Consider the following 23,109-nt stretch of genomic DNA (forward strand, 5'->3'; position numbering starts at 1 on the left):
GGACGGCAACGTTCCGACGCAGGGAAGTCGGCATTGATCGGCAGTAATAGTCTTCAACTAGAGCGAGGTCATTATGGCAATCTCCCTTGGAAAATCTATCAGCACGCTCCAGAGCGGCTTTAATGTGGTCGACAGCGCGGCGAGCACCGCAGCAAATATCGCCAACAGAGGGGCAAGCACAACGCAGGGTGGCACCGACGCTGCGTCGACCCAGGCCCAGATGCAATCGATCAGCAATCAGATGAACGATATGACGCTGGCTTCCGCGCAGATGCAGCTCCAACAAGCGATGACCGCCGCACTCACAAACGTGATGAAAAGCGGCTCCAGTAACGTGAAGAGCGCAGCGCAAGGCGGCTAATCGATGCGCATTCCGGATGCTCGCACTTTCGGGTTCCGGGAACCCGGCCAGTTTCCAAGACACTGGCCGGCTCTTCGTCCGCCGCTTTCATTGTGCCCATCGAATTTTTAAACCATGAGCACCGAGCGCTATATCCGCTTGATTCAGGATCTGTGCGCAACCGTCGGACTCCTCAACGTCGACAACGTGCTGGAAGCACGCACGATTGAAGTGGAAGGCTTTGATGTCCGCCTCGAGTTTTTCGACAACGACGCGGAAGCGATGTACGCCAATTTCCATTTCGGCACGGTAACGGCTGGTCGGACATTGACAGTATTCAGGTTGATGCTCGAAGCGAACCTGCTGATTTATGCGCAGGATCAGGCCCAACTCGGCGTAGATGCCGACACGGGCGGCATCATACTGATAATTCGGTTGCCGTTTAGCAGCGGCATTGACGGTCAAGAACTGGCCGACCTGCTCGCCCACTACGCGGAACATGGCCGCTACTGGCGAACGAATATTGTCGAATCGAACGACGAAATGTTCGAGGGCATTGCTTCAGGTAAATATTTCTGGTTGCGCGCTTGACGTGCCGCCGGCCACTGCCTCCCGTGCTATAGGTATCGCCCATTGTCAAAATCGTTCAGAAAGCGGCGACTGCCAACTCTCGACCCAGTCCGGAAGACCCACGCGATTCATCGCAACGAGATTGTCAGTTTGTTCCGCATGAGTCAATGTCGAACGCAATTTCCGCAGCAGTCGGATGTGCAAGTTTTCAAATGATAAGTGTTGACAGTTTCCCGTTACAGGCGAGTCATATTGAACCAAGCGTACCGATTGCGTTTTGAAGCAATTGCTGTGCATTCGACGTTGTCGAAGCGACGAAAAATGGTTGTGACGCGTGGATCGAAGATCTTGCCGATCAAGCAGAATGACGCCTGGAGTACGGATTTCTCTATAGTTGAACACCAGACGCGTGCCGTTCGCGATACGTGTCGTCCGTAGACGCTTCTCCGAAGTTTCTGCCAGATCCGGCAACATCTCGCGCTTCGCAACCATCCCATGAAGGCACGTGTGTCATCTGTCCATGCTCAAGGAACGTATCGCGGCATGGTATGGCTGAACTGTCGAAATAGTCGTTTTTTTCAGTCATCTATTAAGGATACCTATGCTATATTAAACTCATCCCTCCAATGAAATTGGCGGAGCCTCTGAAGATCGCTCTCATGAGCGGTGTTGTGACGATCAGTTGAATCCGCCCAGTACATCTACGAACGGGTTGCATCACCTCTTCTGACACTCGGCATCGTTGCTTCCCACCGTGAAACTGCCATGAAAGCTAATCGCACTTCGGTCGCGTATTCTGCACGTACGGACAACCACGAAACGGCTCAAGCCGCCAAAACGCCTGGCACGAAGAGCGGCACGTCGGCAGTATCCATCCGCACGGAACTCGTCCACTTACCTAGCCGCGCTCACCAGGCTCCGATTAAGCCAGCGATCGATTCGCATAATCGCCAGCACGTACGGATTCAATCCCATGCCGATGGAATCGGCAGCATGCGGCAGGCATCCCGGATCGATAGTCCGGGTCCGGCGCAAGCGCTTTCCGCCGCGCAAAAGGCAATCCGCGCGCAAGTCGCGGCCGAGTTCATCTGTCCGAACCACATGGCTGCGATCGAGCAAGCATCTGTCAAAGGAAAGTTCGCCGTTAGCTTCCGCGCTGCCGGCGCGGCCACACTTGCAGCGCTCGGCAAAGGCGCGGCAGCCAAAGGACACGATATCCTCGAAAAGACCATCAAGCCCGCCTCGCTCACCAAGATCTACGGGGAGAGAGCCGAAGAAATGCTGAAAAGAATAAGGGAAGCCGGCATCGAAGGTTATGTCGGACACTGGGACGAAAACACCGGCGAACTCTCGGGCATCTACATAAGCGCAGGCCATAATCTCGGCGACTGCGTCCAGAACGGTGTTTACCCGATCGACACGAACGACTTGGACGGCTCGCTCGCAGCGCTAAAGCGGCACCCTGCCTGGGATGCACTCCTGTTCACGGGCGATTACGACATGCACGACTTGCTGACGTTCCGAGGCTCAGGGCCGCCCCATACGCCCCTTGTTGGCTCAGCGGATGAGCGGCAGATCATCGATAGCATTAATAGGGCCGTCGCTGCCGTTGATCCCCACCGGCCTTTTAACGATATCGACCACAATGTCGTTCGTCACGGACCGCAGGTCAATTTCGTCAGTTATATGATGGATCGCGAAGCCGAAAGTGTGAAGAAGAGCGGCGGCGTCTCTGGCGAGGTCGCAAATCCTGGCGCCTTTCCCATCGCAATGGTGCATAAGGGCACCTGGTCGCTCTTGCATAGCGCCAAACAGCTCACAGCCTTTTACGCAAGTGTCGGGGCCCATATCAAGAATACGTGGAATCCGGATGGGACAAGAGGCTATAACCCGACGCACGACGGCATGGTCAAGCTGGGTCACAAGTGACTTTTTCCTCCGAGGAGCGCTGTCAATTTGATCGGTTGGCCTGGTCTGAATCGAAGATAGAATAGAGGCCCGGCCGGGATTCGTGAATATGCGAAGCTTCGCATATTCACGATTATGCTCAGCGCCGGATTATGCTCAGCGGCGGCCGGGACGTATTGAGTGACGGACGTCTTGGGCTGTTTACGCCGACCGAAAATTGAGCCACTTGTAGGGATCGCGCCGACTGAAAATTGAGCCGGGCAATCGACCTATCCTGCTTGTTTTTCAGGCAGGGCTTAGACTCTAGTTTCAAGTGCAACACCCGTCATGAGGTAGGGTGTTGTGATGACGAAATACAAGCATTTGAGTGCCGAAGAGCGCGCGGCCATCATGATCGAGCGGGCCAGAAATACAAGCGTCCGAGCGATAGGCCGGCTGCTCAATCGCAGTGCGTCGACCATTGCGCGCGAACTGACGCGCAACCTCGGGGAGTCGTCGTGCCGTTATGACGCCACGGCGGCGGCCCAGGGATATCGCAGGCGACGTGAACGAAGTCGGCGGCCACGAAAGCTGGCGGCTGGAAACGCGTTGTACTGGCAGGTGCATCACGATCTGGTTTATCGGCGCTGGTCGCCACAGCAAATTGCTGCCAGACTTCGCGACATGCACCCCGAGAATCTGGAACAACGCGTCAGTCACGAAACGATCTACGCGTCGATTTATACTCACCCGCGCGGTGGCTTGAAGCAGGCGATGATCGAAGCGCTTCGCCAGGAAAAGCCGGCGCGCGGCAACACGCGCAAGACGCTGGCCCGCAAGAGCTTTGTGCCGGAAGAACTGCGCATCATCCATCGTCCCGAAGAGATCGAAACACGAAAGTGGCCGGGTCATTGGGAGGGCGACCTGATCAAGGGCGCCTTTAATCGTTCCTGCGTCGGCACGCTGGTCGAGCGCAAAACGCGCTTCGTGGTGCTGTGCCGGATGGACGGTTGCACGGTCCAGGATGCGCTGGAAGGCTTCACGCGCCAGATGAAAAAGGTGCCGGCCTTTCTGCGCGAGAGCCTGACCTACGATCGCGGATCGGAAATGACGTGTCATGTAGAACTGGCCGAGCGACTGAACCTGGACATCTGGTTTGCCGATCCCTATGCCCCTTGGCAACGCGGTAGCAACGAGAACACAAATGGCCTGCTGCGCCAGTTCCTGCCCAAGGGCATGGATCTGTCTGGGGTCACACAGATGCAGTTGAACGATATCGCCAAATTGATGAATGGCCGTCCTCGCCAAACCCTGAATTGGAAAACGCCGGAAGAGGCTATGGCCATGGAACTGGCCGCAGCCGGCTTAGCTAAACGTTGCACTTGATTCTTGAGACCGCCATTTCCAAGGCGATAGAATCCGTTGGGGCAGACAAGGTGAAAACTGTGTCTGCTCAGTTGGGTAATGCAAACCGTGATGCTTACAATTCGGCGACCTCTTCTGGGATTTCGCCGGTTCAAGCAGTTTGGGCTACTCCGCTAGGGAAATCGATGAGCTCTCTCGGATTTAAAGGTGTTGAGGTCAATGGGTATAACGTTAAATTCTATCGGTAGATGATCATGGGAAAGGTGGAAATTATAAGGCTAATGCTGAGCGCTGGAAGGGCGAAGGATATGTTGGACTTCGTTGAGGGCGAGTCGCGTTATCTTTCCGAGGCGTCTGGTGGCGTGCCGCAGGACCCTGAACTCAAGCGAATTTGGATTATGATGGTACATCATCTGCGTTTTTTAGCGGAATTTGGGGGTGATGTATCGATTCAATCGTCTGGCGGGAGGGTGTATAGATCATATCCTGACGAATTCGATAGGTGGTTAAGCGCGGGTGCGCCTGGAATTTCAGAAATTGATATTAAAAGATATTTGGAGGAAAATCCTATTGATGAGAGTGAGTAGGGCATTAGATGAGGCAAATGATGGCGAAGTGCCTTGCCGTAGAAGATGATTGTAAGGTCATGTTTGTATTTTCGGGGTCGCAACTTCAATAGAGGTGATGGAGAGCCGATCGATGTCTTGAATGACATTCCGATCGAACTGAGTCACGAGCCCGTCCCCGCCCGTGATGGTGGGAAAGAATTCGTGCCTCGGTGACCGCAAGACCGTGCAAAAGTAGATCCGTATCGCAGACCGGGATATTGACATGACGAACCTCTCATTAGCGCAGCGTTTCCAAGAAGCTAGAGCACCAAAAATTGAAGTTGACGGTCGGGAGATATACGGTTTGTATGAAATTGATATATCTTCTGGCGACACTGTGCTATCCCTTGATTTTGTATCAAGTAAAAAATCGTCAATTCAAGGCGTTAAAATAAAGGCGTCGAATTGTAATATTAAAGTTAATAATCAAATTTTGACGGATTTCGTCATGTGGGTGGATCGCAGTCCGAAGCATATTCCGATGAGCATCGCGATGAAGAAGGGCGCAAAGGCCACCCTAAAGGTTTGGAATGTTTGGAAATGTGATGATGTTTCGCGTGCATGGATTGGAAATGCTGGGATGTTGGTGAAAAAAAATGATCGTCAAATCGCATTCCATTGCAGCGACGGGATGGGTGATCCGGATTTCGAAGGCCTTGTGTTTACGATTGAGATCGGCAAAGTGGCCAAATAGCCACGGTATAGGGCCAGTAAAAAACTAACCATCAAATGACAATAACCAGACAGCTGGCGGCCGTGCCCTTCGTCGCCTTGATGGCGGTGGCCGTGCAGGCGCAGCAAGCCCCGACGCCGACAGACCAAGCCGCTGCTGCGCGCGCGAATGCGGAGCAGGAGCGCCAGGCGCAACAGCAACGCGATGCGCAGCAGCGCGACGCCGCGGTGCATGCGCCTTCGGTTCGTTCTGAGGTGCCGCGCATCGAAGCATATCCCGCGATTCCGGCCGAAACTCCGTGTTTTCGCGTCGACCGGTTTGCTCTCGACGTACCGGACGCGTTGCCCAGCGCAGCGAAGGCGCAGGGCGCGTCGACGTTGCCGATGGACCGCTTCGCCTTCGCGCGCGAATGGCTTGAGCACTACACTGGCCAGTGTGTCGGCAAACAGGGGCTCGACATGTTGGTTAAAGGCCTGTCGCAAGCGATCCAGGCGCGCGGGTACGTCACGACGCGCGTGCTGCTGCCAGAACAAGATCTTTCGACCGGCACCCTCAAGTTTTCGCTGATCCCCGGCGTGATCCGCCACGTGCGCTTCGCCGACGAGAAACTGCGCGGCACGTGGAAGACCGCGTTTCCAACGGACGACGGCGAACTGCTGAACCTGCGCGATCTCGAACAGGGCCTTGAGCAAATGAAACGCGTGTCGAGCCAGGACGTCTCGATGCAGATCGTTCCGGGCGAGCTGCCCGGCGAAAGTGATGTCGTACTCGACGTGAAGCGCGGCAAACCGTGGACCGTCGTCGCATCGGTCGACAACTCTGGCACACGTGCGACCGGCAAGCTGCAAGGCAATCTGTCGCTCGGTATCGACAATCCGTTGGGCCTGAACGACGTCTTCAACATCGGCGTCAGCCAGGATCTGGAGTTTGGGGACAAGCGCCTCGGCTCGCACGGCTGGAACGGTTTCTATTCGATTCCGTGGGGCTACTGGACGGCCACGCTGTCCGCTTACACGAACACGTACTACCAGCAGATTGCTGGCGTGAATCAGACATTCGTCGCGAGCGGCAACTCAAAGACGGTCGACCTCAAGCTGGCCCGCGTGCTGTCGCGTAGTCAGAATGATGTGTTCGGTGCGTACGTTCGCCTGTCGCGTCGTTTCGGGCAAAGCTTCATCGAAGACACCGAAATCTCACAGCAGCGCCGCAATAACACGATGATTGAGCTCGGCCTGACCGATCGCCACTATTTCGGCGGGGCGCAGTTCGACGGCTCACTTGCATATCGTCAAGGCGTCGGTGGATGGGGCGCTCAGGACGATACGTTGGCGGCTGGAGGTGGGCCGACCTATCGCTTCAAGATGGCGGTGCTCGACGCGAACCTGTCGGTGCCGTTCGCGATCGGCAAGCAGCCGTTCCGCTATGTCGGCACATTCCACGGCCAGTACACCGGAAACACGCTGTACTACATCGACGACTTGACGATTGGCAGTCGGTATACAGTACGCGGTTTCGACGGCGAGACGATGCTCGCCGCGGCGCGCGGCTTCTACTGGCGCAATGAACTGCAGGCGCCGATCGGCCAAACGGGGCAGGCAGTTTATGCGGGACTCGACTATGGTCGCGTATGGGGCCCGCAGCCTGTCGTCCTTGTCGGAACGCAGTTGGCTGGCGCAGTGATCGGCGTAAAGGGTAGCGTGGGCACGCGACTCGGCACATATGCGTACGATCTCTTCGCGGGTACGCCTGTCTACAAGCCGTCAGGTTTTCCGACCGGACGCGTCACGGTCGGATTTCAGCTAACTGCACAGTTTTGACGACGATAAGTTCAAGCACGTCGCCGACACGGACATATCGCAGGCCTGACGAGGCAGGAATTTTCCCGTCTGATCAAGATTGCCACCGAGCGTGGGTTTCCGTTGCTGACGAAGGAATGGGGCGGGTTGAAGTCCTACTATGAATTCCGTTGTGCATCAGGCCGCGACTTCACTCGCTCAGGCACTGTCGCGATGCGAGGCACGATAACTTGCGTCCAGTGCGAACAAGTGCGCGTGCAGCATCGCTTTCAGGAACTGCTGAGTGAACGCGGTCTCGTTTGTCATGAAGGGGCCTTGCTACAGCATCCATTGTTCGATCAAATCGTGCCATTTCCTCAAGAGGTCGAGAGGGCGTCTACGATAATGTTTCTCGTCCAGAGCGGACGGCTTGTGTCCGTGAATTTGAGCGACAACCTCGACTGGAACGTCGTTCGAATCGTGTAGGGCGGGCCAGTCAGATCCCTTGAAGACCTTCGCGGGCCCACCCCGGTTTACACAACCCCATCACTCCACCGTCACCGATTTCGCCAGGTTCCTCGGCTTGTCGATATCAGCACCGCGCAAACACGCCGCGTGATACGCAAGCAGCTGCAACGGCACCACATGCAGGATCGGCGACAACAGCCCGTAATAATCCGGCATCCTCAACACCGACACCCCCTCGCTGTTATCGATCCGCGTATCGGCATCGGCGAACACATAAAGCTGCCCGCCGCGCGCTCTCACTTCCTGCATGTTGGACTTCAACTTCTCGAGCAGCGCGTCGTTCGGCGCGATCGTCGCGACTGGCATCGTATGGGTCACGAGTGCCAATGGCCCGTGCTTCAGCTCGCCCGCGGGATACGCTTCCGCGTGGATATACGAAATCTCCTTCAGCTTCAGCGCGCCTTCGAGCGCGATCGGGTAATGCAGCCCGCGCCCGAGAAACAACGCATTTTCGTGCTGCGCAAATTCCGCCGCCCAGCGTTCGATCTGCGGCTCCAGCCCGAGCACGTCGTCGAGCGCGTCGGGCAGCCGCCGCAACTGCATCGTGTAGCGAGCAAGCTGCGCGTCGTCGACGTAACCTCGCAGCCGCCCGAGCGTCACGGCGAGGATGAACAGCGCGACGAGCTGCGTCGTGAACGCCTTGGTCGACGCGACGCCGATTTCCGGGCCGGCCCGCGTCAGGAACCGCAGGCCGGTCTGACGCATCATCGCGCTGGTCGGCACGTTGCAGATCGCCAGCGTGTCGATATGGCCGAGCGCCTGCGCGTACTTGAGCGCGGCGAGCGTGTCGGCGGTCTCGCCGGATTGCGACACGCTCACCACCAGCGTGTTCGGCGTGGCGAGCGCGTCGCTGTAACGGTATTCGCTCGCGATTTCGACCTGCGCGGGCACGCGCGCGATCGTTTCGAGCCAACGGCGCGCGGTCAGGCCGGAATAGTGACTCGTGCCGCACGCGAGAATCAGCACGTTGTCGATCTGTTCGAACGCCCGGGCGGCGTCAGGGCCGAATACGGCCGGATCGAACAGCCCCGCATCCGGGATGGTCGCGGCCACGGCCTGCGGTTGCTCGAAAATCTCCTTCTGCATGAAGTGCCGGTACGGCCCGAGTTCGACCACGCCTTGCACGGAGGAGACGGTCTGTATCGCACGCTCGACGGGCGCGCCGCTGCGATCGAGCACGCGCACGCCGCCTGCCGTCAACTCGACGACGTCGCCTTCCTCGAGAAAGATGAAGCGGTCGGTGATGCCGGCGAGCGCGAGCGCGTCGGACGCGAGAAAGCATTCGCCGTCCTTCACGCCGACGACGAGCGGGGAGCCGGCCCGCGCGCCGATCAGCCGCTGCGGCTCGTGTTTGCTGAACACCGCGATCGCATAGGCGCCGTGAAGTTGCGACGTCGCATCGCGCACGGCGGCGAGCAGGTCGCCGCGATACTTGCTGTGGATCAGGTGAGCGACGACCTCGGTGTCGGTCTGGCCGTCGAACTCGTAGTGCTCATCTGAAAGTTGCTTGCGCAACGTTTCGTGGTTCTCGATGATGCCGTTGTGCACGAGCGCGATTTCGTCGCGCGAGAAAATCGGATGCGCGTTGCAGGTTGCCGGTGCGCCATGCGTCGCCCAGCGGGTGTGCGCGATGCCGGTGCTGCCGGTCAGGCCGGTGCTGCGCACGTGTGCGTCGAGATCGGCGACGCGCGACACGCTGCGTTCGCGGCGCGCCTGGCCGTCGACGACCGTTGCGACGCCGCATGAATCGTAGCCGCGATATTCCAGGCGACGCAAACCTTCAATCAGAATCGGGACGATGTCCCGTTGCGCGACCGCGCCGACGATGCCACACATTACATGTCTCCTTCCATGTCGATCATCATGGACCGCTTGCGCCCTTGCATCAGCGCGACGCGGTTGCCGTTGGCGTTGCCGTCGCCGTCGTGAATCCGCATTGAGCGGGCGTGACGGGCTCGGCCATCCTGCTTTCGAATGCCAGATACAGCGACTCCTCCAGTACGTTCCAGTGTGCGCCGTGGCGGTACGGACCGGATCGCGCATGCCAGCATGCGACCGTGCTCCAGTCGTTCATCTTGAACGCGGCCAGCGCGATCAAGCCCCACGGATAATCGGTGCCGGCGAGGTGCTGCCACGCCTTGCCGTACTTCTGCATCCATTGCGCGTAGATTGTCTTGTTGGATTGTTCGGGAACCTGAATATCGGACAGAAGCGGGAAGATCTGTGCGACTTTCTCCGGATAAAAGCTCGTACCGCCGATTCGCTGCGTGCTTGAGCGAAAACCGGATTGCGCGCCGAGCCAGAACACCTTCAGGATCGCCGACTCGAGCTGGTCGGCGCGCTGGCTCCACGGGCCCGCATGCATGTAGTCGGCGCGCCGGAAGTAGTAGGCCGCGAGCGCCCGGAACGCGCTGTGTACCTCGACGTTGTCCATCAGCAGCGCGACGTGCAGCGACGACGAGATCTGGTAGACGCCGGCAGGCTTGTCGAGCAGGGTGTCCAGATGCGCGCCTGCGCGACTCAGGCTGAGTTCCCATGCGGCGGGCATGCCGTCGGACGGCGCGAAACGGGCGAGCAGTTCGATCCAGGTCGCCATCATCGCGTCGTCGGTGTCCGCTTCGGCGCAAGTGCTGTACTGGCTGTTCTTCACACAGTAGCGGTCGAATCCGCCGTCCGGTCGCTGGCGGGGCAACAGCCAGGCGATCCACGCGAGTGCGGCCTGATGCGCGTCGAGTCGCGCGTCGGAGGCGGCGAGCAGCGCCTTCGCCGCGAAATAAGGATCGATGCCGGCACCGTTCCGGCGTACGGTGATCGCCCCGTCGGGGCGTTGGTACAGCCCGCTGAGCTGGAGCTCGACGGCGCTCGCGTGCAGCGCGAAGCCGCACACGGCGACACAGCAGGCGACGCGCCACAGGCGGCGCAGCCGGGCGGCGGTCGCCACGCATGCGCGTGCGGCAGGGAACAGCGCGGGCCGGTTCATGATCGGGGGCTCCTGCGCGGGTGGTCCTTCGCAATCGTCGCCGGGTGCGGCGTTGGCCGCGTCGCGCCTGGCGAGCGTGTCGACGTTGTGGCTCAGTGCACCCTGGTGCTGGTGAACGTGAGGCTGGTGCCGTTTTCGCGCTCACGAGCCGGTTCGTCGCATGAGCGCTCGAAGGCGACCCGCGGATCGCGCGGATGTCAGCGGGAAACGACGGCAGGTTCGTCGCGCCGGGGCGGCTGTCTTTTGCCCCAGGCGGACGCGTCGCGTCCCGGCTTCGTTGCTTTGGCGCCTCCGTCTGTCCGCTGTCGTGCGAGTACTTCGGGACACACCTGACTTGCATTAAGCAAGGTGTGAGCCATCAGTCGCGATGCGCCGTGCAGCAAGGAGCGGGGGAGCTGGCTGCGAGTGCGGCCCGGGCGGAGGCGGCATTTTTTGATTCACCGACGAATCAGCTCGTGTGCAGGCGGCGCGACCGTGCACGGTCGGTGTCGCGGCCCGCACGCGGCTCCGGCGAGCGATTTTTCCGCGGAACCCGTGCCGCCTTGCAGGGCGCGGCTTTGCATGGTCGGCGCGTTATGTGTCGTGCGTCGCGTGTGCGTTGGCCGGGACGCCGGGGAGGTTCCCGCTGCCGCATGCACCGGATGGAGCGGACTCCGATGTAGCCGCCCGGTGCCGAATCTGCGTTTCAGATCCGCAACATTTCGCGTTCGTCGATTCGTGTGACGCGAACGACGCCGCGTGTCGGGGAAACCCTTCGTGTATGACCGGAGCCACGCGGTCGATCGCGTGCCGCGCGCTGCACGGAAAAAGTAGCGAACCGAGGCGAAGCAAAGCGTTTCGAAAGATGCGTGAGGTCCGACGCGCAATTGACACCCGGAATGAATTCGTCATTGATCGGACGATGTGCCGGACGGATCGCGCGACCGACCGGATGTTTGTCGATGTCGCGCTCGCCGGGCGATGCGAGCTCGTAGCAGTTGTGAAACATTCCGAAACTCGCTGCATGTGCACCGCGCGCACCGTGCGAACCGAACCCGGCCGGAGGGCGGCTGGTTTGAATATTGCTGTAGTCGTAGTGACGTGACGAACAGACGCGCCGCTCGACGCTGCGAGGAACGACTCATGACGTGACTGATCAAGTGCGACGGGACGCCGGTAGTACGACGATTCGCGTGACGGGGACCGCGCGGACAGGACGGCGCGCTCGCCCCGCGACACCGCTACGTGTTGACCGAGTGCGAGTACGGGAGGCGCCGCCTGAATACATGCTTCGCGCCACGAGCAGGGTCATTCGGCGCGAGACGGCTAAACGAGGATAACGATGAAAAAGATCTTGCTTGTGTTCGGGACTCGGCCGGAAGCCATCAAGATGGCGCCGCTGGTGCGCGCGCTGAAGGCGCAAACGGATGTCGACGTCAAGGTATGCGTGACCGCACAGCATCGGGAAATGCTCGACCAGGTGCTGACGTTGTTCGACATCAAGCCCGACTACGATCTCAACCTGATGCGTCAAAGTCAGACGCTGACCGACGTGACGACCGGTATTCTTCAGGCGATCGGCTTGGTCTTCGACGAATTGCGCCCGGACGTCGTGCTGGTGCACGGCGATACGACGACCACACTCGCGGTCAGTCTCGCGGCGTTCTACCGTTACCTGCCGGTCGGGCACGTGGAGGCCGGTTTGCGTAGCGGCGACATCTGGTCGCCGTGGCCGGAGGAACTGAATCGCCGCGTGACCGACGCGGTATCGTCGTGGCATTTCGCGCCGACCGGGAAAGCGCGCGACAACCTGCTCAGCGAGGGCGTGCCGGCGGGCTCGGTCGTGCTGACCGGCAACACCGTGATCGATGCGTTGCACGAGGTCAAGCGCATGCTGGACCACAACACCGAGCTGACGGAGAAGGTTGCAGCGAATTTTCCGTTCCTCGAACCGTCGCGTCGTGTCGTGCTGATCACCGGCCATCGCCGCGAGAGCTTCGGCGAGCCGTTCCGGCATTTCTGCGAGGCGTTGTCCACGCTCGCGAACCGCTATCGCGATGCGCAGTTCGTCTATCCGCTGCATATGAACCCGAACGTGCGGGAGCCGGCGCGCGCGCTGCTCGGCGGCCTGCCGAACATTTACCTGATCGAGCCGCAGGAATATCTGTCGTTCGTATTCCTGATGTCGCGCGCGCATTTCATCATCACCGATTCGGGCGGCATTCAGGAGGAAGGGCCGGCGCTGGGCAAGCCGGTGCTCGTCACGCGCGATACGACAGAGCGGCCCGAAGCGATCCAGGCCGGCACCGCGCGGCTCGTCGGCACCAATCAGGAGCGGATCGTCTGGGAGGCGTCGCGGCTGTTCGACAACGAGAGCGCATACGGGGAAATGTCGCGCGCGAGCAATCCGTACGGCGACGGGCATGCGAGCGAGCGGATCGTTCACGCGCTGATGCGTACGCCGGGGGCGACCGCGAAGACGACGAGTTTTTCGATGGGTGCCGCGGAAATGCCGCATAACGCGCTTACGCTGGGATTGCAGGCGTTGCGGTCGCGATGAACGTGATCGCGCGGTAGCGTCCGAACCGTTCGGTGCGGTCGTACGAAGGTCCGGTCCGGCCGGCAGGCCGGCCGGACCTTTGCATTTGCGCGATTTCGCGATCGACAATTTGCTGTTCCTCGGCCCGTTGATCGCGCTGGGCGGCCTGGTCGTATGGCTCTACAACCGTGGAGCGGAAGCATCGGACGACGGCGAGCAGGCGGCGTGCGAGAACGAGAAGGAAACGCCTTCCGCCGCGAATCGAGACGCCGGGACATAAGCAGCCGGCGACATCGCCGAAAAAAACGCCGGACGGAACACGGCATTCCCGGCTGAACGTCCTTCCCCGATTGCCTAAAACTCTCGAATCGCCTCGATCCGACGGCAAATTCGAAATGGTTCGATAATGCGATCGGCGATCCATGCGGACGAGCGGTTGACCGGGATGTCATCGAAATGTTGCGAAGGCAACCGTGCGACGGCCTCGTTTGCAGCATCGGCCCGATTGTGTCTGCAGGCGACACGGTCCACGAAACGGCGCCACGCCTGCCTGGTTGTTCGGAATGTGCGCCGCGCCGTTCGAATCCCCACTCGATGCCTGTCCGACGCGGGCGTCGCAACCAGGAGGTGAACGATGATCACGCTGACCGTCAACGGTAGCGAACAGCACTTCGACGGCAATCCCGACATGCCGTTGCTCTGGTACCTGCGCGATGTCCTCGGCCACACCGGCACCAAGTTCGGCTGCGGCATGGCGCTGTGCGGCGCGTGCACGGTGCATCTCGACGGCGTCGCGATCCGGTCGTGCATCACGCCCGTCGCGGCCGCTTCCGGCAAGCGCGTGACGACGATCGAGGGACTGTCGACGGACCTGACGCACCCGCTGCAGCAGGCATGGCAGGAACTGAACGTCGCGCAATGCGGCTACTGCCAGTCCGGGCAGATCATGCAGGCCGCGTCGTTGCTGAAGACGAATCCGCATCCGAGCGACGCCGACATCGACGACGCGATGTCAGGCAACATCTGCCGCTGCGGCACCTATACGCGCATTCGCGCGGCGATCCGGCTGGCCGTGCGCCGCGGAGGTACCGCATGAGCGCGCCCGAATTCTCGGTCCACAACGAAAGCCGCCGCGCGCTACTGCTCGGCTTCACATCCGGCGGGCTGCTGCTCGCGTTCGGCGTGCCGTCGCTCGCGCGCGCGGCCGCGCCGGTGCAGCCGCCCGTCAGCGCGACTCCGCAATATGGCGGCGCGGGGATGCCGCACGGGCTGCGCGACGATCCGCACCTGTTCGTTGCGATCGCAACGGATGGCACCGTGACCGTGACCTGCATTCGCTCCGAGATGGGGCAGGGCGTGCGCACGAGCGTCGCACTCGTGGTTGCCGATGAACTCGGCGCGGACTGGGCGCGCGTGAAGGTCGCGCAGGCGGTCGGCGACGAGCCGCGCTACGGTAACCAGAACACCGATGGCTCGCGCAGCCTGCGCCAGAGCTTCGCCGCGCTGCGCCGCGCGGGCGCGGCCGCGCGCACGATGCTCGAGCAGGCTGCCGCGATGGCGTGGGGCGTCGATGCACGTCAGGTCAAGGTGACGGTGCACGAGGTCGTCGATACGAAGAGCGGGCGCAAGCTCGGCTTCGGCGAACTTGCGGCGAAAGCGGCCGCGCTGCCGGCGCCGGATCCCGCCACCGCGATGCTGAAGGCGCCGGCGGAATTCCGCTATATCGGCAAGGGCAAAACCGCATTGATCGACGGCCGCGACATCGTCGGCGGCCGTGCGCACTACGGGATCGACACGCGGCTCGACGGCATGCTGTATGCGGTCGTCGCGCGACCGCCGGCCTATGGCGACACGGTGGCGTCGTTCGACGCATCGGCCGCCGAGAAGCTGCCGGGCGTCGTCAAGGTCGTGCAGCTCGCGTCGACGGCGCTGCCGTCCGGATTCCAGCCGCTCGGCGGCGTGGCCGTCGTCGCGCGCGACACGTGGACGGCTATCCAGGCGCGCGCGCAGTTGAAGATCGACTGGAAGCACGGGCCCAACGCGAACTACGACTCGGCCGCGTATCGCAAGACGCTCGAAGCGGCCGCCGCGCAGCCGGGCGACGTGATCCGCAACGACGGCGACGCGGCCACGGCGCTCGCCGGCGCCGCGAAACGCGTGCGCGCGACGTACTACATCCCGCATCTCGCGCACGCGACGATGGAGCCGCCCGCGGCCGTCGCGCGGGTGGCCGACGGCCGCTGCGAAGTATGGACCTGCACGCAGGCGCCGCAGACCACGCGCGACGAGATCGCGAAGGCGCTCGGGCTGCCGACGGAGCACGTGACGGTCAACGTGACGCTGCTCGGCGGCGGTTTCGGCCGCAAGTCGAAACCGGACTACGTGGTGGAGGCGGCACTGCTGTCGAAGGCGGTCGGCGCGCCGGTCAAGCTGACGTTCACGCGCGAGGACGACATCGCGCACGACTATTTCCACGCGGTGTCGCTCGAAGCATTCGACGGCGGGATCGATTCGTCGGGGAAGGTGGTCGCATGGCAGCATCGCACGGTCGCGCCGTCGATCCAGTCGACCTTCAGGGCGGGCGTCGTGCACGAGCAGCCGGGCGAGCTCGCGCAAGGGATCGCGGACCTGCCGTTCGCGATTCCGAACGTGCGGATCGAGAATCCGGCCACGCAAGCGCACACGCGGATCGGCTGGTTCCGCTCGGTCTACAACATTCCGCATGCGTTCGGAGTCCAGAGCTTCGTGTCGGAGCTTGCGCACGCGGCCGGCCGCGACCCGAAGGATTTCCTGCTCGAGCTGATCGGGCCCGCACGGCGTTTCGAGCCGCACATCACGGTGAAAAATGTGAACTACGGCGAGGATCCCGCGCTGTATCCGGTCGATACCGGGCGGCTGCGGCGCGTGGTCGAGACGGTCGCGCGCGAAGCCGGCTGGGGCCGCAAGCTGCCGAAGGGGCACGGGCTCGGGATCGCCGCGCATCGCAGCTTCGTGTCGTACACGGCCGCGGTGTGCGAGGTGCAGGTCGGTGCGGACGGCAAGATCTCGGTGCCGCGCGTCGACATCGCGATCGACTGCGGGCCGCAGGTCAATCCGGAGCGCGTGCGCTCGCAGCTCGAAGGCGCGGTGGTGATGGGGCTCGGCATTGCGCTGCACGGCGAGATCACGTTCAAGGACGGCCATCCGGAACAGAGCAACTTCAACGGCTTCCAGGTGCTGAGAATGAACGAGGCGCCGCGCGAGATCCGCGTGCATCTCGTCGCGCCGGACGACTTCGCGACACCGCTCGGCGGCGTCGGCGAGCCGGGCCTGCCGCCCGTCGCGCCGGCGCTGACCAACGCGATCTTCGCGGCGACCGGCACGCGCGTCCGCAGCCTGCCCGTCGCCGATCAGCTCGCGAAGCCGCAGGCAGGTTGACGCAATACCCCAGGCCGGGCCGCATCGCGCGGCTCGGTACGCATCCAATCCCTGAACAAGGAGTGTCGACGTGGCCTCATCCGATGTCAGCCTGAAGCAGGCCGTTTCTCCCGCCGAATGGGATGCGCGAGTCAGCCTGGCGGCGGCTTATCGCCTTACCGCGCTGTTCGGCTGGGACGATCTGGTGTTCACCCACATTTCCGCGCGCGTGCCTGGCCCGGAGCACCATTTCCTGATCAACCCGTATGGAATGATGTTCGACGAGATTACGGCGTCATCGCTGGTCAAGGTCGATCTCGACGGACGCAAGGTGTCCGATTCGCCGTACGAAATCAATCCGGCCGGCTTCACCATTCACAGTGCGGTGCATGCGGCCCGCGACGACGCGCTGTGCGTGATGCATACGCATTCGATCAACGGCGTCGCCGTATCGGCGCAGGAAGCGGGCTTGCTGCCGCTGTCGCAGCAGTCGCTCGCCGTGCAGGCATCGCTCGGCTATCACGACTACGAGGGTATCGCGCTCAACGAGGCCGAGAAATCGCGCCTCGTGCGCGACCTGGGCGGCAACACGTACCTGATGCTGCGCAACCACGGGCTGTTGACCGTCGGCGCCACGCCGGCCGACGCGTTCGTCGCGATGTACTTCTTCGAAGCGGCGTGCATGATCCAGGTCCGCGCGCAGTCCGGCGGCGCGGCGCTGCTGCCGATCGCGCAACCGATTCTCGACGGCATCAAGCAGCAGATCGCCGCGGTCACGAGAGGGATGGGCGCCGGGGCGCTCGTCTGGCCCGGGTTGCTGCGCCGGCTCGATCGGCGTAATCCCGGATACGCGGAGTAGCGCGCGGGTCGTTGTTGTTTGCGAACGACCGTGCTAAATTCGTGCCGGCACTTTGCAACCACGGATCCATTCATTCGGCTGACAAGGCCGGCACCCCGGGAGACGGCACGATGAGCCTGTTGATGTCGCGACGCGATCTCGCGTTCCTGTTGTACGACTGGCTCGATGCCGAAGCGCTCGTTGCGCTGCCGCGTTATGCGGAGCACAGCCGCGAGACCTTCGACGCGGTGCTCGACACCAGCGAGCGGATCGCCACGGATCTGTTCGCGCCGCATGCAGCGCGCGGCGATCGTGAGGAGCCGCAGTTCGACGGCGAACGCGTGACACTGATTCCGGAAGTCGAACCGGCCGTGCGAGCGTTTGCGGACGCCGGGCTGATTGCGGCGGGCCACGACGAAGCGCTCGGCGGCATGCGGTTGCCGAAGCTGGTCGAAGCCGCATCGTTCCTGTTCTTCCAGGCCGCGAACATCGCGACCGCCGCCTATCCGTTCCTGACCGTCGCCAACGCGAACCTGCTCGTCGCGCACGGCAGTGCCGCGCAGATCGACGCGTTCGCGCGCCCGGAACTGGAAGGGCGCTTCCTCGGCACGATGTGCCTGTCCGAACCGCAAGCCGGTTCGTCGCTGTCCGACATCGCGACGCGCGCGGATTTCGAACGCGATTCGCCGCTCGGCCCGCGCTACCGGCTGACCGGCAACAAGATGTGGATTTCCGGCGGCGAACACGAGCTGGCGGAGAACATCGTCCACCTCGTGCTCGCGAAGATTCCCGACGAACACGGCCGGTTGCAGCCCGGCACGCACGGCATTTCGCTGTTCATCGTGCCGAAGTATCTGCCGGGAACGGACGGCGGCGGCGCCGGCGAACACAACGACGTCGTGCTCGCCGGCCTGAACCACAAGATGGGCTATCGCGGCACGACCAACTGCCTGCTGAATTTCGGCGAAGGCACGCGCTATCGTCCGCAAGGGCGTGCGGGCGCGATCGGCTATCTGGTCGGCAAGCCGAACCACGGCCTTGCCTACATGTTCCACATGATGAACGAGGCGCGCATCGGTGTCGGCGCGGGTGCGGTGGCGCTCGGCTACACGGGTTATCTGCACGCGCTCGACTACGCGCGCAACCGGCCGCAGGGGCGTCCGCTCGGGCCGGCCGGCAAGGATGCGGCCGCGCCGCAGGCGCCGATCGTCGAGCATCCGGACGTGCGGCGCATGCTGCTCGCGCAGAAGGCCTATGTCGAGGGCGGCCTCGCGCTGATCCTTTACTGCGCGAAGCTGGTCGACGAAGGGCGCGCGCATGAAGATGCAGAGGTGCGCGCCAATGCCACGCGCCTGCTCGACATCCTGACGCCGATCGCGAAAAGCTGGCCGTCGCAGTGGTGCCTCGCCGCGAACGATCTCGCGATCCAGGTGCACGGCGGCTATGGCTATACGCGCGACTATGCGGTCGAGCGGCTCTATCGCGACAATCGCCTCAATCCGATTCACGAAGGCACGCACGGGATCCAGGCGCTCGACCTGCTGGGCCGCAAGGTCGCGCAGGACGACGGTGCATTGCTGCGCGCGCTCGACGCACGGATCCGCGCGACCGTCGAACGCGCGCGGGCGCTGGATGTCGGCACCTGCGAGCAGGCCGATGCGCTGGCGCGGCGCTGGGCGCGGCTGTGCGAGCTCACCCAGCAGTTGGGCGCGATCGGCGAGCCGCAGAAACGGCTTGCGAATGCGAGCGTCTATCTCGAAGCGTTCGGCCATCTCGTCGTTGCGTGGCTGTGGCTCGACGTGACGCTCGCCGCGCACGGGCACGGCGGCGATTTCCACGACGGCAAGCGTGCGGCGGCCCGCTACTTCTTCCGCTGGGAATTGCCGAAGGTGGATGCGCAACTCGATCTGCTGTCGAGCGTCGATACGACGACGCTCGACATGCACGACGCGTGGTTCTGAACGATGCCGCGCCGATATTCCGGAATGCTGACGATGTGGCGGATGCCGATCCTGCCGGCCGCCGCGTATACGTCGTGAACCGGCCGTGCGGGCATATCCCGCGGACTGTACCGATGCCCGGCCACGCCGCGCAAGGAGAGACGAGAGCATGAAAGCCCTGTTGTGTACCGCATTCGGCCCGATCGACCGCTTGCGCATCGAGGACGTCGCGATTCCCGAACCGGCCGCGGGCCAGGTCCGGATACAGGTGAAGGCGGCGTCGCTCAATTTCCCCGACGCGCTGATCGTCCAGGGCTTGTATCAGGTGAAGCCGGCGCTGCCGTTCTCGCCGGGCGCCGAGTTTGCCGGCGTGATCGAAGCGGTCGGCGAAGGCGTCACCGGGTGGCGGCCCGGCGATTCGGTGGTCGCGTTCACCGGGCACGGCGGGTTCGCGGAACAGTGCGTGGCCGATGTGCACCAGATCGCCGCGCTGCCGCCGGGCATGACGTTCGAGCAGGGCGCGGCACTCGTGCTCGCGTACGGCACGTCGCTGCACGCATTGCAGCAGCGCGCGCGCCTGCAACAGGGCGAGACGCTGCTCGTGCTGGGCGCGGCGGGCGGCGTCGGGCTCGCCGCGATCGAGATCGCGAAGGCGCTCGGCGCGCGCGTGATCGCGGCGGCATCGAGTGCGGACAAGCTGGCGCTGTGCCGCACCGCGGGCGCCGACGAGACGATCGACTACTCGACCGAAGACCTGCGCCGCCGCGTCGACGAGCTGACCGGCGGGCACGGCGCCGACGTCGTCTACGATCCGGTGGGCGGCGCATACAGCGAGGCGGCGCTGCGCGCGACCGCGTGGCACGGCCGGTTCCTCGTGGTCGGTTTCGCGGCGGGCGAGATTCCGAAGATCGCGCTGAATCTGGCGCTGCTCAAGGAGCGCGACATTCTCGGCGTGTTCTGGGGCGACGCGGTGCGGCGCGACCCCGCGCAGCATGTCGCGAACATGCGCTTGCTCGCCGAGTGGTTCGCGGCCGGCAAGGTGCGGCCGGCGATCACCGAGCGCGTGTCGCTGGCCGGCGCGGCCGACGCGATCGCGCGGATGGCGAACCGGCAGGTGAAGGGCAAGGTGGTGATCCTGCCGGACGCATGATCCGGGTCCGGCGCGTGGCGCGGCAAGCGCCCCGTGACGGCATGTGTCGTTACGCAGCGTGCGCGGCCGTGTCGACGGTCGCTACGCGATCCGGTTCAGTTCGCGCAGCAGGTCGCCGTTCGCGTCGTAGTAGCGGTGGCAGTCGGTCACGATCAAGAGCGTGCGCGATGCGAACGAAGGGCAGGTGATGCGCGCCGCGGCGCTCGCAGGGCTCGGCATCCATGACGATATCGTCGCAGGGAAGCTGGTTCCGGTGAGCGCGGGGTGGTGCGCCGCCTGCGTGCGTCATCGCGTCATCGCGGCGGCGCAGCCGTGCTCGTGCCGGCGCCGGGCGCGTCGGCATGGGCGAGGTCTTCCGTCGCGTCGAAGAAGCTGTCCGGCAGCGTTCGCGCGGGCAGCGTGATCACGAAGCGTGCGCCGCCGAGCGGCGAATCCTCGAGCCGCACGTCGCCGCCATGCACCAGCGCGACGCGCCGCACGATCGCGAGCCCGAGCCCGAAGCCGCCGGTCTGCCGGTCGCGACTGGAGTCGAGCCGCTGGAACGGTTCGAACACGCGCGTTCGCTCGGCGGCCGGAATGCCGGGGCCGTCGTCGTCCACGCTCAGCACGAGTGCGCCGGACCGGTCGCGGGCTGCGGACAGCAGCACCTTGCGCGACGCGTAGCGCGCGCCGTTGCGGATCAGGTTCAGCAGCGCGCGGGCGACGAGCTTCGGATCGCACACGTGGGTCGCGGGTATGCCGAGCGTCGACACGTCGAGCGCGATTCCGCAATCGGCGATGTCGTTCGCGACGTTGCCGGCGACGCTGTCGATCAGCGCATCGACGACGATCTCCATCGGCACGAGTTGGCTCGCACCCTGTTCGAGCCGGCCGATCGTCAGCAGTTCGGTGACCAGCTCGTCGAGTTCGCGCACGTCGCGCCGCAGCGCGTCGCGGCGTTCGCGCATCCGCTCCGTATCATCGGGTTCGGCGAGTAGCGCGAGCCCGAATTCGAGCCGCGCGAGCGGCGTCTTCAGTTCGTGCGAGATGCCGTGCATCATGTCGCGCTGCTGCTTGATCGATGCTTCGATGCGCTCGGCCATGTCGTTGAACTGCTTCGACAGCTCGTCGATGTTCGACTTGCCCGACAGCTTCACGCGCGTCGACAGCGTGCCGGCTCCGAATGCGCGCGCGGCTTCCTGCAATTTGCGCAGGTCGCGCCAGTGATAGTGAATCCACAGCACCACCGCGAACAGCGTGGCGAGCGCGAGCAGCAGGTACGCATAGATCTTGATGTCGAGATCGGATGCCTCGATGGGGCGCGCGTGCAGCACCGAGCCGTCCGCGAGCGGCATGTAGTAATCCTTGCCGTTGTAGCTGATCGCGATCCTGCCGGCATCGAGATCGCGCAGCGGCGCGCCGCTCAGTTGCGCGCGGGCGTCGGCCATCGACAGGAAACCGAACCCTTCGTTGCCGTGTTTCGCGAGCTCGCGCAGCGCGAGCAGGCGCTGCCCGCCCGGATGGCGTTCGAGGTAGTCGTTGAGCACGAACGAGTAGGTCGTCAACGAATCGCGCTGCGCCTGCGTGACGCGCTCGTAGAAGATCCGGTCGAACGACAGCTGGATGAACACGATCGACGCGGCGACGAACAGGATCACGACGAGGTACAGCCTGATCAACGGACGCAGCATTTATTCGTCCCACGCGGAAGGGCTGAACAGGTAGCCGCGGCCCCAGATCGTCTTGATCTTGTGCGGCTCCGACGAAGCATCCTCGAAGCGGCGGCGCAGCTTCGAGATGCCGGAATCGACCGAGCGGTCGAGCCCGTCGAACTCGATTCCGCGCAACTGCTTCAGGATGTCGTCGCGGCTCAGCACGGTGCCGGCCGCACGCGCGAGGATCAGCAGCAGGTTGAATTCGGCGGTCTTCAGGTCGACCGGCTCGCCGCGCCACGTGACGGTGCGGTTCGGCGGCGAGATCGACAGTTCGCCGAACACGAGCGATTCGGGCGCGGCAGCCGGCGCCTCCACGGCGGCCGGCTGCGCGCGGCGCAGCAACGCGCGGGCGCGCGCGACGAGCACGCGCGGCTCGATCGGCTTCGTCACGTAGTCGTCGGCGCCTGTCTCGAGGCCGGCGACCTGGTCGTAGACGTCCGCGCGCGCGGTCAGGATCAGCACCGGAATATTGGTGAACGCGCGGATGCGCCGGCAGACTTCCATGCCGTCGAGGTTCGGCAGCATCAGGTCGAGTATCACGAGGGCCGGCTGGTGCTCGCGCACCGCCGCGACGGCGAGGTCACCGCGCCGCACGACCGTTACCGCGAATTCATAGCCGTCGAGGTATTCGCGGACGAGCTGCGCGAGGCGATCGTCGTCTTCGATCAGCAGTACACGGTATTTGAGCGGATTGTCGTTCATGGGCTCCTCAGGATGCACGCGCGATCTCGGACCCCGGCAGACCGGTATGCGGCGCGGCACGCGAATTCTATCCGGCGTACCGGCGGCAGTGGCAGCGGCACGACAATCTCGAACAATCGAACACAATTGAGCACAGATTCGCCGC

At 63.2% G+C, this 23,109-nt stretch carries 19 protein-coding genes and 2 pseudogenes; 15 read left to right on the plus strand and 6 right to left on the minus strand.

The genetic code is table 11. From position 1 onward, the window contains the following. Positions 1 to 73 precede the first annotated feature (73 nt). The 7 genes from GD429_RS18475 (at position 74) to GD429_RS18505 (ending at position 7,260) form a co-directional block, all read left to right on the plus strand. Positions 74 to 361, plus strand: coding sequence for a hypothetical protein (locus GD429_RS18475; protein WP_152858752.1), 288 nt, complete (start codon positions 74 to 76; stop codon positions 359 to 361). Between the two features lie 114 nt (positions 362 to 475). Then, positions 476 to 931, plus strand: a complete 456-nt coding sequence (locus tag GD429_RS18480; RefSeq protein WP_152858755.1) for a CesT family type III secretion system chaperone — start codon at positions 476 to 478, stop codon at positions 929 to 931. 744 nt (positions 932 to 1,675) lie between these two features. Next, entirely contained in the window at positions 1,676 to 2,839 is a 1,164-nt protein-coding gene (locus tag GD429_RS18485) for a hypothetical protein (RefSeq protein ID WP_193727137.1), read from the plus strand. 324 nt (positions 2,840 to 3,163) lie between these two features. Next, positions 3,164 to 4,183: an IS30 family transposase gene (locus tag GD429_RS18490; RefSeq protein WP_152858758.1), complete on the plus strand. Its 1,020-nt coding sequence runs from the start codon at positions 3,164 to 3,166 to the stop codon at positions 4,181 to 4,183. Between the two features lie 233 nt (positions 4,184 to 4,416). Continuing rightward, positions 4,417 to 4,749 (plus strand): hypothetical protein, encoded by a 333-nt coding sequence (locus GD429_RS18495; RefSeq protein WP_152858761.1) that lies wholly within the window; start codon positions 4,417 to 4,419, stop codon positions 4,747 to 4,749. A 244-nt stretch (positions 4,750 to 4,993) separates the two neighbouring features. Further along, positions 4,994 to 5,464, plus strand: a complete 471-nt coding sequence (locus tag GD429_RS18500; RefSeq protein ID WP_152858763.1) for a hypothetical protein — start codon at positions 4,994 to 4,996, stop codon at positions 5,462 to 5,464. Between the two features lie 80 nt (positions 5,465 to 5,544). After that, positions 5,545 to 7,260 (plus strand): ShlB/FhaC/HecB family hemolysin secretion/activation protein, encoded by a 1,716-nt coding sequence (locus tag GD429_RS18505; RefSeq protein ID WP_415748945.1) that lies wholly within the window; start codon positions 5,545 to 5,547, stop codon positions 7,258 to 7,260. 297 nt (positions 7,261 to 7,557) lie between these two features. Here GD429_RS18505 and GD429_RS41135 read toward each other — a convergent pair. From GD429_RS41135 to GD429_RS18525, 4 genes and pseudogenes are all read right to left on the minus strand, one after another. After that, a pseudogene (locus GD429_RS41135) lies at positions 7,558 to 7,689 on the minus strand (preprotein translocase); the annotation flags it as partial. A gap of 75 nt (positions 7,690 to 7,764) precedes the next feature. After that, positions 7,765 to 9,582, minus strand: a complete 1,818-nt coding sequence (glmS, locus tag GD429_RS18515) for a glutamine--fructose-6-phosphate transaminase (isomerizing) (RefSeq protein ID WP_152858769.1) — start codon at positions 9,580 to 9,582, stop codon at positions 7,765 to 7,767. 49 nt (positions 9,583 to 9,631) lie between these two features. Beyond that, entirely contained in the window at positions 9,632 to 10,726 is a 1,095-nt protein-coding gene (locus tag GD429_RS18520; RefSeq protein ID WP_152858772.1) for a hypothetical protein, read from the minus strand. Between the two features lie 685 nt (positions 10,727 to 11,411). After that, positions 11,412 to 11,714 carry a hypothetical protein gene (locus GD429_RS18525; protein WP_152858775.1) on the minus strand — a complete coding sequence of 101 codons (303 nt, stop codon included), beginning with the start codon at positions 11,712 to 11,714 and terminating at the stop codon, positions 11,412 to 11,414. A 333-nt stretch (positions 11,715 to 12,047) separates the two neighbouring features. Between GD429_RS18525 and wecB the strand changes: the two genes are divergently transcribed. The 8 genes and pseudogenes from wecB to GD429_RS41140 form a co-directional block, all read left to right on the plus strand. Further along, complete coding sequence (gene wecB / locus GD429_RS18530) at positions 12,048 to 13,265, plus strand: non-hydrolyzing UDP-N-acetylglucosamine 2-epimerase (RefSeq protein ID WP_152858778.1); 1,218 nt, start codon at positions 12,048 to 12,050, stop codon at positions 13,263 to 13,265. A gap of 85 nt (positions 13,266 to 13,350) precedes the next feature. Further along, on the plus strand, positions 13,351 to 13,524 hold the full coding sequence (locus GD429_RS40515; RefSeq protein ID WP_193727138.1) for a hypothetical protein: 174 nt from the start codon (positions 13,351 to 13,353) through the stop codon (positions 13,522 to 13,524). Between the two features lie 354 nt (positions 13,525 to 13,878). Continuing rightward, positions 13,879 to 14,340 carry a (2Fe-2S)-binding protein gene (locus tag GD429_RS18535; protein ID WP_152858781.1) on the plus strand — a complete coding sequence of 154 codons (462 nt, stop codon included), beginning with the start codon at positions 13,879 to 13,881 and terminating at the stop codon, positions 14,338 to 14,340. Continuing rightward, the gene (locus tag GD429_RS18540) at positions 14,337 to 16,661 is read left to right on the plus strand and encodes a xanthine dehydrogenase family protein molybdopterin-binding subunit (protein WP_152858784.1); all 2,325 of its coding nucleotides are present in this window, start codon (positions 14,337 to 14,339) and stop codon (positions 16,659 to 16,661) included. The genes GD429_RS18535 and GD429_RS18540 overlap by 4 nt, the downstream gene beginning before the upstream one ends. Before the next feature lie 70 nt (positions 16,662 to 16,731). Next, complete coding sequence (locus GD429_RS18545) at positions 16,732 to 17,499, plus strand: class II aldolase/adducin family protein (RefSeq protein ID WP_321574701.1); 768 nt, start codon at positions 16,732 to 16,734, stop codon at positions 17,497 to 17,499. A gap of 110 nt (positions 17,500 to 17,609) precedes the next feature. After that, on the plus strand, positions 17,610 to 19,439 hold the full coding sequence (locus tag GD429_RS18550) for an acyl-CoA dehydrogenase (RefSeq protein WP_152858787.1): 1,830 nt from the start codon (positions 17,610 to 17,612) through the stop codon (positions 19,437 to 19,439). A gap of 148 nt (positions 19,440 to 19,587) precedes the next feature. Then, positions 19,588 to 20,568, plus strand: a complete 981-nt coding sequence (locus GD429_RS18555) for an NADPH:quinone oxidoreductase family protein (protein ID WP_152858790.1) — start codon at positions 19,588 to 19,590, stop codon at positions 20,566 to 20,568. Positions 20,569 to 20,707: 139 nt separating this feature from the next. Next, positions 20,708 to 20,836, plus strand: a pseudogene (locus tag GD429_RS41140) (LysR family transcriptional regulator); the annotation flags it as partial. Positions 20,837 to 20,861: 25 nt separating this feature from the next. Here the strand turns inward: GD429_RS41140 and GD429_RS18565 are convergent. Next, a complete protein-coding gene (locus tag GD429_RS18565) occupies positions 20,862 to 22,238 on the minus strand; it encodes an ATP-binding protein (RefSeq protein ID WP_152858793.1) in 1,377 nt (458 codons plus the stop codon). After that, complete coding sequence (locus GD429_RS18570; protein WP_152858795.1) at positions 22,239 to 22,964, minus strand: response regulator; 726 nt, start codon at positions 22,962 to 22,964, stop codon at positions 22,239 to 22,241. Positions 22,965 to 23,109: the final 145 nt, after the last annotated feature.

The sequence above is a fragment of the Burkholderia sp. BE17 genome (genome assembly GCF_009362305.1).
GTDB lineage: Bacteria > Pseudomonadota > Gammaproteobacteria > Burkholderiales > Burkholderiaceae > Burkholderia > Burkholderia pyrrocinia_C.

What these genes read in the sequence shown, in the direction of transcription:
- GD429_RS18475 (WP_152858752.1), top strand. Translation starts at nt 74, where the DNA reads ATGGCAATCTCCCTTGGAAAATCTATCAGCACGCTCCAGAGCGGCTTT.
- GD429_RS18480 (WP_152858755.1), top strand. Translation starts at nt 476, where the DNA reads ATGAGCACCGAGCGCTATATCCGCTTGATTCAGGATCTGTGCGCAACC.
- GD429_RS18485 (WP_193727137.1), top strand. Translation starts at nt 1,676, where the DNA reads ATGAAAGCTAATCGCACTTCGGTCGCGTATTCTGCACGTACGGACAAC.
- GD429_RS18490 (WP_152858758.1), top strand. Translation starts at nt 3,164, where the DNA reads ATGACGAAATACAAGCATTTGAGTGCCGAAGAGCGCGCGGCCATCATG.
- GD429_RS18495 (WP_152858761.1), top strand. Translation starts at nt 4,417, where the DNA reads ATGGGAAAGGTGGAAATTATAAGGCTAATGCTGAGCGCTGGAAGGGCG.
- GD429_RS18500 (WP_152858763.1), top strand. Translation starts at nt 4,994, where the DNA reads ATGACGAACCTCTCATTAGCGCAGCGTTTCCAAGAAGCTAGAGCACCA.
- GD429_RS18505 (WP_415748945.1), top strand. Translation starts at nt 5,545, where the DNA reads ATGGCGGTGGCCGTGCAGGCGCAGCAAGCCCCGACGCCGACAGACCAA.
- glmS (WP_152858769.1), bottom strand. Translation starts at nt 9,582, where the DNA reads ATGTGTGGCATCGTCGGCGCGGTCGCGCAACGGGACATCGTCCCGATT.
- GD429_RS18520 (WP_152858772.1), bottom strand. Translation starts at nt 10,726, where the DNA reads ATGAACCGGCCCGCGCTGTTCCCTGCCGCACGCGCATGCGTGGCGACC.
- GD429_RS18525 (WP_152858775.1), bottom strand. Translation starts at nt 11,714, where the DNA reads ATGTTTCACAACTGCTACGAGCTCGCATCGCCCGGCGAGCGCGACATC.
- wecB (WP_152858778.1), top strand. Translation starts at nt 12,048, where the DNA reads ATGAAAAAGATCTTGCTTGTGTTCGGGACTCGGCCGGAAGCCATCAAG.
- GD429_RS18535 (WP_152858781.1), top strand. Translation starts at nt 13,879, where the DNA reads ATGATCACGCTGACCGTCAACGGTAGCGAACAGCACTTCGACGGCAAT.
- GD429_RS18540 (WP_152858784.1), top strand. Translation starts at nt 14,337, where the DNA reads ATGAGCGCGCCCGAATTCTCGGTCCACAACGAAAGCCGCCGCGCGCTA.
- GD429_RS18550 (WP_152858787.1), top strand. Translation starts at nt 17,610, where the DNA reads ATGAGCCTGTTGATGTCGCGACGCGATCTCGCGTTCCTGTTGTACGAC.
- GD429_RS18555 (WP_152858790.1), top strand. Translation starts at nt 19,588, where the DNA reads ATGAAAGCCCTGTTGTGTACCGCATTCGGCCCGATCGACCGCTTGCGC.
- GD429_RS18565 (WP_152858793.1), bottom strand. Translation starts at nt 22,238, where the DNA reads ATGCTGCGTCCGTTGATCAGGCTGTACCTCGTCGTGATCCTGTTCGTC.
- GD429_RS18570 (WP_152858795.1), bottom strand. Translation starts at nt 22,964, where the DNA reads ATGAACGACAATCCGCTCAAATACCGTGTACTGCTGATCGAAGACGAC.